The following is an 11,939-nucleotide window of genomic DNA, read 5'->3' on the forward strand; positions in this document are numbered from 1 at the left end:
GCGATGAAGACGTACGAATTGATCGGGTCAGCCGGCTGCGGGTCGGCCATTGTGGAAATGGCGCTGGTGCTGGCCAATGTGCCGCACACGCTGACGGACGTGCCGTACCTGAAGCCCGGCCCCGAGCGCGACCGCTTGCTTGCCCTGAACCCGCTGGGACAGGTGCCTACGCTGATCACGCCCGAAGGCGAGGTCATGACGGAAAGCGCCGCGATGATCCTGCATCTGCACGATGTGGCGCCGCAAGCGGGCCTGGTGCCGGCCGCCGACAAGCCCGAGCGAGCGCATTTCCTGAATCTGCTGTTGCGGCTGGTCGCCGCGGTATACCCGACGTTCACCTATGGCGACATTCCCGCGCAATGGGCGGGCGAAGGCGCCGGGGCGGATCTGCTGCGGGAACGCATCCATACGCGGCGCGCCGAGTTGTGGAAAGAGCTGGAGCAGCAGGCCGGTGCGCCGCATATGCTGGGGCGGCGCTTCTCGGCGCTGGACCTGTATGTGACGGTCATGACGCACTGGCGGCCGGGGCAGGCATGGTTCCAGGCCGAATGCCCGGCGTTGACGTCCGTGGCGCGACAGGCCGCGCAGGAACCCAATGTGGCGCGGGTGCTGCGGCGGCATTTCCCGGCGCCGACCGAATAGCGCGTCGCACCGCTGGGTTGATGGCCGGGTGGCGGGGCCGCCGAATCTTGAAGAAACGCGCGGCGCCGGGCCTATCAGGCCTTGCCGCGCCGCCGGCCCTTGGCGCGGGCTTCGCGCACTGCGATGTACACGCCGCTGCCGGCGATGATCAGCGCGCCCAGATAAGCGTAGGCGTCGGGGGCTTCGCGCCAGAAGATCCACCCCAGGATCGTGGCCCAGATCAGACCGGTGTAGTCGAACGGCGCAACGACCGATGCCGGCCCGATCCGGAAACCCTGCGTGATCAATGCCAGCCCCAATGTGCTGAAAAGCGCGATGCCGCCGAAGTAGGGCAGGTGTTCGGCGGCCGGCGTCTGCCACACCCACGGCAAGCCCACCGCGCTACAAATCAATTGCCCAAGCACGATATAGAACGTGGTTGTCAACATGCCTTCGGCGCGGCTGATGCCGCGCGCGGTAATCATCATGACGGCGTATAGCAAGGCTGTGGTCAGCGGATACAGCGTGGCCGCCTGAAAGGCATCCGAGCCCGGGCGCACCACGATCAGCACGCCCACGAAGCCGGCCAGCACCGCCAGCCAGCGCTTGCCGTCGACGCGCTCTTTCAGGATCAGCACGGACAGCGCCGTCACGAACAAGGGCGCGGCAAATGCGATGGCGGTGGCTTCGGCCAGGGGCAGTGCGCGCAAGCCCAGGTAGAAACAACAGGCCGACACGACGTTGATTGCGCCGCGCAGCAGATGCAAGCCGGGATGCGCGGTGCGCATGACGCGGCGCCCACCCAGCCACAAAGCCAGCGCGGTGACGAAGGGCAGCGCGATCAGGGCGCGCAGGAACAGGATCTGAAGTGGGTTGTAGTGGGCGCCCAGCCATTTGGCGTTGGCGTCGCTGAGAGTAAGAAAGAAGATGCCGCCCACCACGCAGGCGATGCCTGCAAAGGCGGAGTGTTCCCGGGCGGCGGGCAATACAGTCGAGGAAGACATCGGAAACCTGCAAAGGCGGCGCTTCCTGCCGCCGTTAGAGAAAAACGGGTAAAAACCGGGGGTAGAAAACCGCGCCGCTTAAAAACGCGATAAACCCGGGCGCGCAGCGAAATGGCTTGGCGTGTTCAGCCCTGGGCGCGATAGGCGGCCAAAGCCACCATGGCCCATGCGGCCAGGAACGCGGTGCCGCCCAGCGGCGTGACGGCCCCCAGCCAGTGGATGCCCGTCAGCGACAGCGTGTAGAGGCTGCCCGAAAACAGCACGATGCCCACGAACATCACCAGCCCCGCAGCGGACAGCAGCGGCGACCCAAAGCGTGCGCCCAGGAGCGCGATAACGAACAAGCCCAGCGCATGCACCAGGTGATACAGCACACCGGTCTGCCAGACGGACAGCAGCTCGGGCGTCAGCATCCGCTTCAGACCATGCGCGCCAAACGCGCCCGCGCCCACCGCCACCATGAGATTAAGCGCCGCAAGTATCGTCAGCTGCCGGTCCGTCATTGCCAATCCTTATCGTTGTTCGTGTGTAACGCCGCCTATGATATGCCCAAATGCGGTGCATGCCCGGCAGAACAGCGGCGCATTTGGCCCTTGCGACACGAATTCCAAATGAGATATTATAAATTCTGTTTGGAATATCTTTGTTTGACTTTGAGCGGCGCCCGCTGTCCGCCCAGCCGCCAACCGGAGCGCAACATGACCCTGTCCATTACCGGAAAATCCGCCGAAAAGCGTGACGCCTCGTCGGCCCGGCCGCCGCGCCGCGCCGTGCCGCGCGCCAAGCAGTTGTTCCAGGAATTGGTGGATAGCCCGCTGAGCGATATGGCGCGCGATGTGCGGCGCGGCCTGCCTGCGCAGATGGTGGACGACGCGGCCGATTTCCTTCAGGTGCCCAAGTCCGAAATCATGGCCATTACCGAAGTCAAAGCGGCGTCGCTGTCGCGTTGGACCCGCGAAGGGCAGATGCTGCCGTTGGGGGAATCCGACCGCCTGGCGCGCGTGGCCCGGGTGGCGCGTGTGGCGCGACAGGTGCTGGGCAGCGATGAAGAAGCGGTGCAATGGCTGAACACGCCGGTGCCCGCGCTGGGCAACGTCAAGCCCTTGTCGCTGCTGACGTCCGACGCCAGCAGCCGGATCGTGGAGGACACCCTGGCCCGGGCAGCGGCGGGCGTGTACGCATGAGCGACTTCATTTCGCTGTGGCGCATTGGCACCACGGCGGGAAAATACCGCGCTGACGACCTGAGCGGCGCGGGGGCGGCAGCGGTGGGCGGGCGCTACAACAGCCCCGGCACGGCGGTGGTGTACACGTCGGCCAGCGTGGCGCTGGCGGTGCTGGAAACCGTGGTGCATTTTGCCGCGCGCGCATCCGAGCAGGCCAACCGTTACCTGATTGAAGTGGCGGTGCCACGCGCCGTGCATGATGCGCGCCAGGTGCTCACGGTGGATCAGTTGCAGCGCAACTATCCGTTCTGGGAAGCGGTGCCGTTTGCCGAGGCCTCGCAGACGGTGGGCGACAACTGGGTCGCATCCGGCGTGTCCGCAGTGCTGGAGCTGCCCAGCGCGATCGTGCCGTATCGCGGGGTGCCCGACTGCAATCTGCTGATCAACCCGGCGCACCCGGACGCGGAGAACATCGTGGTGGTGCGTCGCGAACGTTTCGTTTATGACCCGCGCTTGAAAGCGGCGTGAACGGTGCCTAGCCGCAAAAAAATGGGAGCCCCGGGGCTCCCTTTTTCATGGCGCGGCCAGCCCGTCAATCGTTGGTCAACACCGCGCGGCCGACCACCTTGCCGGCCCGCAGCGCGGCCAGCACGCTGTCGGCCTCGGCCAAGGCGTGGCGGTGCACCGGCATCGGCGGCACCTTGCCCGCGCGCACCAGTTCCATCAGCTCTTGCAATTCGGCCAGGTTGCCGACGTAGCTGCCGATGATGGACATGGCCTTCATTGGAATCAGCGCGATGGGCCACGACGATGCGCCGCCGAACAGGCCCACGATGATCAGCTTGCCGCCCTTGGTCAGGAAGTCGAACGCCAGCGACGTCGTGGCGGGCGCGCCAACCAAATCGATAGCGGCCTGCACCGGCTTGCCCCCGGCGGCCTTGATGATTTGCTGCGCGGCGTCGGGCGCGGCGCCATCAATGGCGGCCAGCGCGCCGGCGTCCAGGGCCGCCTGGCGCTTGGCCGGGTCGATATCGACCACGATGGCGCCGGCGCCGCCCAGGGCCTTGATCAGTGTCAGGCTCATCAAGCCCAGGCCGCCCGCGCCGAAGATCACCACGGGATGTTCGCGGTATACGTCCGCGCCGATCTTCTTCAGCGCGGAATAAGTGGTCAGGCCCGAGCAGGCATAGGGGGCGATCTGTGCCGGTTCCAGGTCGCCGATGTCGATCAGGTATTTGGGGTGCGGCACCAGGATGTGGTCGGCGTAGCCGCCGGCGCGATGCACGCCCAGGCAGGCCGGCGCGCTGCAATGGTTCTCCATGCCCGCCTGGCACGGTGCGCATTTTCCGCAGCCGATCCACGGGTACACCAGGTAATTCTTGTCGCTGGACAGGCCCTGCGCGTCGGGTCCGGCGGCCGCCACGCTACCCACGGTCTCATGGCCCATGGTCAGCGGCAGCGACACGCCGCGATCTTTCAGCGCCAGGGTGCGCCCCTGGCCCAGGTCGTAGCCGCCTTCCCACAAGTGGATATCGCTGTGGCACACCCCTGCGGCGCGAACCTTCAACAGCACCTGCGTGCCTTGCGGGGTCGGCGTGGGTGCGTCCATTTCCTGCAAGGGTTCGCGAAAGTTCACAACGCAATAGCACTTCATGGAAAGGTCTCCTTCGTGGTTTTTTATAGCCAGCAGACTACACCCGGGCGCGGGGGAACGATATTCACTTTTTTACCAGGGGGCATTCGCTGTCGGCCAGGGATACGAATACCTTGTCGCCCGGCACGGTGGACAGGATGCGGTAGAAGTCGCCGGGGTACTTGGATTCGGCGGGCTTTTTCACTTCGACCAGATACAGGTCCATGATGACGCGCCCGTCTTCGGGGCGGATGCGGGCGTTCTTGATGAGCTTGGTGGTGATGGGCAATTCGCGCATCTTCTTGTTGACCGCGGCGCCTTCGAAGGTGCCCGCCGCCTGGGCGGCCTGCAAATAGTGGGTGGTGGCCACGTAGCTCAGCGCCTGCACGATGGAAGGCGGGCGCGTCACGCCCATCTTTTTCTGCCAGCGCTGCGTCCAGGCGCGGGTGTCGTCGTCGGCGTCCCAATAAAAGCCGGTGGGAAAGGTCAGCCCTTGCGCTACCGGCAAGCCCATGGCTTGCACGTCGTTGATGAAGGTCAGGAACGTCAGCAGGCGCTGCTTGCCGCCTGTCAGCCCAAATTCCTGCGCCTGCTTGATCAGGTTGACCAGGTCGCCGCCCGCGCTAGCCAGCCCCACGACGTCCGCCTTCGATGCCTGCGCCTGCACCAGGAACGATGCAAAATCCATGGCCCCCAGCGGGTGGCGCGTACTGCCGATCACCTTGCCGCCCGCGTCCTGCACGAAGCGGCTGGCGTTGCTTTCCAGGGACTTGCCGAATACGTAGTCGGTGGTGATGAAGTACCAGGACTTGCCGCCGCCCTCGACCACGCTTTTGACCACGGCGTTGGCAAGCGCGTAGGTGTCCGGCGCCCATTGCGTGCTGAGGTTGCTGCATTGCTTGCCGCTAAAGTCTCCGGCAAACCCGCCGCTGATCAGCGCCGTGCCGCCTTTTTCGCGAGCCACGCCCTGGGCCGCCAAGCCGGCCGAGCTGGCGCCGCCGTCCACCACGGCAACCAGGCCCTGCGTGTCAAACCATCGCCGCACCAGTGCCGAGGCCACATCGGCCTTGTTCTGATTGTCCGCACCCACGACTTCGACGGTCTTGCCAGCGACCTTGCCGTTGAAATCCTCGACCGCCATCCGCACGGCCATTTCGGAACCCAGCCCGCCCAGGTCCGAGTAAATGCCCGAACGGTCATTGGACACGCCAAGGCGCACGACATCCGACTGGGCATGGGCCGCGCACGCGGCCATCGTGGCGGCCAGGGCCGCCAACAGGGGTTTGATACGCATCTGTCTGTCTCCCCGACCCTTTGCCGGGCCGTATGGTTTGAATTTTTGGTGTTGACGCGGTACCGCTGACGGGCAGCCGGACCTCTGGCCGGCTGAAAAGGAATTCCTATTGGTGAAAGATAATTCCTGTGCAAGAATTTAGGTTCGCCCATATGAAAAGTCAACATAGTGGAATACCTAGCAGATTTGCACTTTTTGCGACGGTAAATCCGCACAGGGGTCGCCACCATGGAAGTGAAACTTGTAGCCCGCACGCTGGACTTGATCGAGCTTTTTGCGCAGGCGCGCCGGCCCATGCCGCTAACCGAATTGGCGCAAGGGCTGGGCGCGCCCATGTCCAGTTGCCTGGCGCTTGTGCGCACGTTGGTGGCGCGCGGCTATCTGTACGAAGTGCGGCGGCGCGGCGGCTATTACCCCACGGCGCGGCTGCAAGCAATGAGCGCGCTGATACAGGCGGGTGACCCCTGGCTGGAACAGGTCCGGCCGCATCTGCTGGCATTGCGCGACGCGGCCAATGAGACGGTCATGCTGGGCAAGATCCAGGATGGCGCCGTGGTGTTCCTGGACGTGGTGGAATCCACGCAACCGGTGCATTACGCCGCGCGCCCCGGCGAGCGCCGGCCGCTGCACACCAGCGCGGTGGCCAAGGCGGTGCTGGCGCGCCTGCCGCCCGCCGAGCGCGACAGCGTCTTGGCCAGCGTCAGCTACGCCAGCCACACGGAACGCACCTTGACCACGCGCGACGCCTTGCTGGCAGACATTCTGCAAGTGCAGACGCGCGGTTGGGCGGCCAACGTGGGTGAAAGCGTGGCTGACCTGACGGGCCTTGCCGTGGCGCTGGATCTGGGCGGGGAATGGTACGCGCTGTGCATGGCCGGCCCGACCCCGCGCGTGTGGGAACGGCGGGATCAGAACCTGGCGTATCTGACGGACGCGGCCGACGCCATCAGGCGGGCGCGCGCGGGGTAGGGAGTGTTAGCAGCGGGGGGTGTACATCCGGGCTGCCGGCAGCGTGCGCACCAGCAGCGGCGCACCAGCAGCGGCGCACCAACAGGGATGCGCCAGGCGGCGGGCCTCAGCTGCCCCGGCGCATCAACGTCGATTTACCGAATAGGCTTTCGATCAAGTCCACCGCGACTTCGGCCGTCTTGTTGCGCACGTCCAGCGCGGGGTTCAGCTCCACCACGTCCAGCGAGCGCATCAGGCCGGTGTCGGCAATCATTTCCATGCACAGCTGCGCTTCGCGGTAGGTGGGGCCGCCGGGCACCGTTGTGCCCACGCCGGGCGCGATGTCGGGGTCAAGAAAATCGACGTCAAAGCTCACGTGCAGATGGGTGTCGGCATCCAGCCCGGCCAGGGCGGTTTCCATGGTGGCGCGCATGCCCATTTCGTCCAGATAGCGCATGTCGAACACTTCCAGGCCGGCTTCGTGCACCAGGCGCTTCTCGCCCTGGTCCACGCTGCGTATGCCGATCTGGCGGACCCAGCCGGCTTCGATATCGGGCGTCTGACCGGACATGCCCGTGATCTGCGCCGGTCCGTACCCACACAGGCAGGCCACCGGCATGCCGTGGATATTGCCTGTGGGCGTGAGCGCATGTGTGTTGAAATCCGCGTGCGCATCCAGCCATAAAACGCGCAGCTTTTTGCCGGACTCGCGGCAATGGCGCGCCACGGCGCTGATGGACCCGATGCCTAAGCAGTGATCGCCGCCCAGCAGAATCGGCAGGCGGTTCAGCGTCAGTTCGGCATAGACGGCATCGTGTACCACCTGGTTCCAGGCCGCCACTTCCTCCAGATGCCGATAGCCGTTTTCCGGAGGCAGCCACGGGTTGGCCGGGCCGTAAAGGTTGCCGCGATCGATCACTTCAAAACCCTGTGCTTCGATGACGGGGCCCAGGTTGGCAACCCGCAGGGCCTCGGGGCCCATCGACGCGCCGCGTGCGCCCGCGCCGATGTCGGTAGGCGCGCCGATCAGGGTGATTTGGGTGGGCAAGCTGGCGGGGGTGTGCAAGTGGTGGACTCCGGTGGGGTTCATCATGGCGGATAGTAACGCGCGCCTTGGCCGGCTGCTGCACAATAGCGCCTGCGCCGTCACGTCGATACCGATCACGCCGGCCGATTCTTCATGACTTCTGGATGGCTCTCATGCTTTTGCATTCCTTGCTTTCAACGTTGACGCGCGGCGCTACCGTGGCGGCTTTGTCCGTGGTGCTGTGCGCCACCGCCGCCGCCCAGGAAAAGCCCTTGCGCATTGGCGTCATTCCCAGCGTGGCCAATGAAGCCACTGAAATTGCCATTGCCCAGGCCAAGAAAGAAGGCCTGGACGTGAAGCTGGTGGAATTCAACGACTGGGTGTTGCCCAACATTGCCGTGGCCGACGGCTCGGTGGATGCAAACTTCTTTCAGCACGAGCCATTCCTGCAACTGTTCAACCAGCGCCGGGGCGCCAACCTGACGCCGATTGCCTATGGCTATTCGACCACCATCGGCCTGTTCTCGAAGAAGCTGAAAAAGGGCGACACGGTGCCCGACGGCGCCACCATTGCCGTGCCCAACGACCCCGTCAATACCGGCCGCGCCTTATTGCTGCTGGAGTCGATCGGGCTGATCCAGCTGACCCCGGGCGTGGCGCACCAGGCCACGTTGCAAGACGTGGTGGCCAACCCCAAGCGCTTGAAGTTCGTGCAGATTGAAGGCTCGCAGTCGGCCCGCACCTTTGACGACGTGACGGCCTCGGTGACGTACACCACGTTTGCCAAGCAGGCCGGGCTGAACGAAAAGGACGGGCTGGCGTTCGACAATACGGACCCGGCCAGCATCCGCCGCTACGCCATCCGCTGGGTGACCACGCCCGACAAGGCGCAGGACCCGCGCCTGTTGAAATTCATTTCGATCTACCAGAACTCGCCCGAGGTCAAAACGACCCTGAAGCGTCTTTACGGCGACCTGATCAGCTTCCCCTGGTAAAAGGTGGCCTGCGCGGCTGCCCGGGGGCCGCTTGTGTGGCTTGTGTGGCTGGTGTGGCTCGTGTGGCTCGTGTGGCTTGTGTGGCCCCTTGGGTCGCAGACCGCGTGGCAGCCCGTCTGCCGCCTACGCCGCAGCCTCGCGCCGACCTGCGCGCCGCCCGTTCAGGCGCCAGTGCAAACCCAGCGCTGCCACGCCCACGGCGGCCGCTGCGCACAGGCCCAGTGCTTCAAAGCCCATATGCGTGTACAGCGTGCCGGCCACCGCCGTCCCCACGCTGGCGCCCAGGTAGGTGGTGCAGGTGTTCAAGCCCAGCACGGCGCCGCGCTCGTCCGGCCGGGCGCGAGACAGCAGCAACACCAGCAGGTTCAGGCTGATCTGCGAGGCCGCGCCCCACAGCACGGCAAGCGCCAACACCGCCGCCAACGCGTGAGCGGCGGGCAGCAACACCAGATACACCAAGGCAATCGTGGCCAGGGCCAGCGGCAACGCGCGGCGCGGTCCCAACCTTTCGATCAGCGGCGCGCCGGCAAAACCCGCCAGCATGAAGCCCGCGCCATAGGCGAAGGCAATGAAGCCGACCTGACCGGCCGACAGCGCCAGCAAGGCCCGGACGTGGTCGGCCAGAAACGCGTACACGCCATAGAACGCGGACGAGAACGCCAGGCAGGCCAACAACAGCACCGGCACATCGCGATAGGACAGCGGCGCCAGCAGCCGCGACAAGCGTAGCGGCGCGGCGTTCTGCACGCGACGCTCGGGCAGCTTGCGCAGGCCAAGCAGCGCAATCGTGGCGCACAGCGCCAACGTGCCATAGGTGGCACGCCAGCCGACGGCATCCGAGATCAGCGCGGACAAGGGCACGCCCGCCACCAGCGACACCGACCACCCCGCGATCACGCGGCCCAAGGTGCGCGCCTCTTGGCCCGCAGGCGCCACCAGCGACGCCGACCCGTAGGCGGCGGGCAGAATCACCCCGGCGGCGGCGCCGGCCAAGGCTTGCGCGGCGGTCAGCACCAGCCAGTGCGGCGCCGTGGCGGAAAGCAGCAGGGCGGCAATCAGCACCAGCATTGCGCCCAGCAGCGAACGGCGGATGCCGATGCGGTCGATGCGACCCGCCAGGAAGAAGGCGCTGGCGGCGGTGGCTGCGCCGTAGGCCGAAATGGCGGTGCTGATGGTTAACGCCGAAGTCGAAAAGGACTGCGCCACATCGGTCAGTATCGGACTGAGCGCCAGGCCGTTCGACCCGACCACGCTGACGGCGAACATCAGTGCGGGTACGGGCGACGCCTGCTTCGAAGTTTGATTGCCAGGATTTTGCATGCGCCGAATTTTATTGGAATAAAATAAGGGTTTACGCCGATAACTCCTTATTCCATAAAAGTTCGAATGCCGTAAGGCAGAACTTGATTCCGATGCCAGACCTAGACGATCGCGACAGAAAACTATTAACGCTGCTGGCTGGCGACGCTACCCCCAGTTACGCCGAACTGGGCAAGTTATTGAACCTTTCCGCCCCGGCCGTGCATGAACGCGTCAAGCGCTTGAAGCGCGACGGGCTGATCAAAGGCATCGCGGCCCGCCTGGACGGCGCGCGTATTGGCCGACCATTGCTGGCTTTCGTGCATGTGGACACCGCCAACTGGAGCATTACGCAGCAGGTGCTGGGCCTGGCCGAACTGACCGAGGTGGAAGAGATCCACACCATCACCGGCAAGAGCGCCATGCTGTTGAAAGTGCGGGTGCGCGACACGCAGGCGCTGGAATTACTGCTGGCGCGCATCCATCAGATAGACGGCATCACCAACACCACCAGCGATATCGCGCTGACCAGCTATCTGGAACGCGGGCCGCTGCCCGACAACGCGGCGGAAGTGGCGGACTAGGAAGCACCGGGAGAGGGCGGCGTGCAGGGGGGGGAGCGCGCGCGCTGGCAGAACGTGAAGGCGGGACGGGACGGCAGAACGGGACGGCGGAACGTGACGGCGGAACGGAGCGGCCAAACGTGACGGTCAAACGTGACTGCCGAAGCTGACGGCCGAGGCTCACTACGCCGGCCGCGCCACCCGCAGCCGTAGCCGCGTGATTTCGGACGGCGCGCCCAGCCGCTTGGGCGGGCCCCAGTATCCCGTGCCCCGGCTGGTGTACACCCACATCTTGCCCAGGCGATGCAGCCCCGCCGTGTAGGGCTGCTGAAAGCGCACGAAGAAACCCCACGGAAAGAACTGGCCGCCATGAGTGTGGCCCGACAACTGCAAGTGATAGCCCAGCGGTTGCGCGGCGGCGGCGCTGCGCGGTTGATGCGCCAACAGGATGCGGGCGCAGGCATCGGGCGGCGCGCCTGCCAGCGCGGCTTTGGGGTTGCTGCGCTGCTGCGGATCGAACGCACCGGCGCTGTAGTCCGTTACGCCCGCCACCACCACGGGCAGGCCCGAGGGGTGAATAACGGCATGCTCGTTCAACAACACCCGCAGTCCCATGCGCCGAAATTCGGCAATCCAGGCCGTGGCGCCTGAATAGTATTCATGGTTTCCGGTCACCAGGTATACGCCGTAGGGGGCGCGCAAGGTTCCTAGCGGGCTGGCCTGATCGGACAGATGCTCGACGCTGCCGTCCACCACATCGCCGGTGATGGCGACCATGTCCGGCAGCAATTCGTTGACGCCATCCACGATGGCTTGCACATAGCGTTTCTTGATGGTGGGCCCGACGTGGACATCGCTGATCTGCACGATGGTGAACCCGTCCAGGTCTTGCGGCAGGCCGTCGATGGGGACGTCCACATCGACCACCCGCGCCCGGCTGCGCGCGTTGTAGAAGCCGACAAGCGTGCCCGCCAATGCCAGCCCGGCCACCGTCCACGCACTGTAGCGCCGCACGTCGGGCCAGGGCAGGTCGGCATTAGCCAGCCACGCCACACCCCAGGTCACCAGCAATGCCGCGTCGCGAATGACGGTCAGCACGAACAGGGACGAAAACAGCCCCATCGCCAAGAGGCCGACCCATGCAATGCGGTCGCCCCAGGGCGGGTTGATGGAAGAGCGGGCCAGCATGCCCAACGGAATCAGGATGCACGACAGCAGCAAGCCGATGATGGCGGCGGCGGCGCCGGCGGCGGACAGTTGCGCGTCGGGAATCAGGCGCGCGCCCACATAGACATGGGCCAGGGCGCCCAGGGTCAAAAAGCGCAGGAAGAACGAGGATTGGCGTAGGGACACGGCGGGCGCGGGGCGGGCAAGGGAAACGCCATTCTAT

General features: G+C 65.6%; 13 protein-coding genes. 6 read left to right on the forward strand and 7 right to left on the reverse strand.

From position 1 onward, the window contains the following. Positions 1-3: 3 nt before the first annotated feature. The gene (locus DVB37_RS13035) at positions 4-642 is read left to right on the forward strand and encodes a glutathione S-transferase family protein (protein ID WP_104143934.1); all 639 of its coding nucleotides are present in this window, start codon (positions 4-6) and stop codon (positions 640-642) included. Between the two features lie 74 nt (positions 643-716). On the opposite strand, the gene DVB37_RS13040 is transcribed toward DVB37_RS13035, so the two are convergent. Beyond that, positions 717-1,625, reverse strand: coding sequence for a DMT family transporter (locus DVB37_RS13040; protein ID WP_046806289.1), 909 nt, complete (start codon positions 1,623-1,625; stop codon positions 717-719). Positions 1,626-1,750: 125 nt separating this feature from the next. Continuing rightward, a complete protein-coding gene (locus tag DVB37_RS13045) occupies positions 1,751-2,128 on the reverse strand; it encodes a DUF423 domain-containing protein (RefSeq protein ID WP_104143935.1) in 378 nt (125 codons plus the stop codon). Between the two features lie 195 nt (positions 2,129-2,323). Between DVB37_RS13045 and DVB37_RS13050 the strand changes: the two genes are divergently transcribed. Then, entirely contained in the window at positions 2,324-2,809 is a 486-nt protein-coding gene (locus DVB37_RS13050; RefSeq protein WP_046806287.1) for an antitoxin Xre/MbcA/ParS toxin-binding domain-containing protein, read from the forward strand. Further along, complete coding sequence (locus DVB37_RS13055) at positions 2,806-3,318, forward strand: RES family NAD+ phosphorylase (protein WP_120155471.1); 513 nt, start codon at positions 2,806-2,808, stop codon at positions 3,316-3,318. Before DVB37_RS13050 ends, DVB37_RS13055 begins: the two co-directional genes overlap by 4 nt. A 64-nt stretch (positions 3,319-3,382) precedes the next feature. On the opposite strand, the gene DVB37_RS13060 is transcribed toward DVB37_RS13055, so the two are convergent. Both DVB37_RS13060 and DVB37_RS13065 read right to left on the reverse strand, forming a co-directional pair. After that, complete coding sequence (locus DVB37_RS13060; RefSeq protein WP_120155474.1) at positions 3,383-4,444, reverse strand: alcohol dehydrogenase; 1,062 nt, start codon at positions 4,442-4,444, stop codon at positions 3,383-3,385. 64 nt (positions 4,445-4,508) lie between these two features. Continuing rightward, complete coding sequence (locus DVB37_RS13065) at positions 4,509-5,717, reverse strand: ABC transporter substrate-binding protein (RefSeq protein ID WP_046806284.1); 1,209 nt, start codon at positions 5,715-5,717, stop codon at positions 4,509-4,511. Between the two features lie 228 nt (positions 5,718-5,945). Here DVB37_RS13065 and DVB37_RS13070 point away from each other — a divergent pair, with 228 nt between their 5' ends. Continuing rightward, entirely contained in the window at positions 5,946-6,686 is a 741-nt protein-coding gene (locus DVB37_RS13070; RefSeq protein WP_104143938.1) for an IclR family transcriptional regulator, read from the forward strand. Between the two features lie 106 nt (positions 6,687-6,792). Here the strand turns inward: DVB37_RS13070 and rocF are convergent, their stop codons facing one another. Further along, on the reverse strand, positions 6,793-7,758 hold the full coding sequence (rocF, locus tag DVB37_RS13075) for an arginase (RefSeq protein WP_185975346.1): 966 nt from the start codon (positions 7,756-7,758) through the stop codon (positions 6,793-6,795). Between the two features lie 107 nt (positions 7,759-7,865). Here rocF and DVB37_RS13080 point away from each other — a divergent pair, with 107 nt between their 5' ends. Continuing rightward, positions 7,866-8,687 carry a MetQ/NlpA family ABC transporter substrate-binding protein gene (locus DVB37_RS13080; RefSeq protein ID WP_120155476.1) on the forward strand — a complete coding sequence of 274 codons (822 nt, stop codon included), beginning with the start codon at positions 7,866-7,868 and terminating at the stop codon, positions 8,685-8,687. Between the two features lie 123 nt (positions 8,688-8,810). On the opposite strand, the gene DVB37_RS13085 is transcribed toward DVB37_RS13080, so the two are convergent. Then, positions 8,811-10,007, reverse strand: a complete 1,197-nt coding sequence (locus tag DVB37_RS13085) for an MFS transporter (protein WP_120155479.1) — start codon at positions 10,005-10,007, stop codon at positions 8,811-8,813. A 92-nt stretch (positions 10,008-10,099) separates the two neighbouring features. On the opposite strand from DVB37_RS13085, the gene DVB37_RS13090 reads away from it, so the two are divergent. Beyond that, entirely contained in the window at positions 10,100-10,570 is a 471-nt protein-coding gene (locus tag DVB37_RS13090) for an Lrp/AsnC family transcriptional regulator (RefSeq protein WP_046806281.1), read from the forward strand. A 162-nt stretch (positions 10,571-10,732) separates the two neighbouring features. Here the strand turns inward: DVB37_RS13090 and DVB37_RS13095 are convergent, their stop codons facing one another. Next, entirely contained in the window at positions 10,733-11,902 is a 1,170-nt protein-coding gene (locus DVB37_RS13095; RefSeq protein ID WP_120155482.1) for a metallophosphoesterase, read from the reverse strand. Positions 11,903-11,939: the final 37 nt, after the last annotated feature.

It is taken from the genome of Achromobacter sp. B7, assembly GCF_003600685.1.
Taxonomy (GTDB): domain Bacteria; phylum Pseudomonadota; class Gammaproteobacteria; order Burkholderiales; family Burkholderiaceae_B; genus Achromobacter; species Achromobacter spanius_B.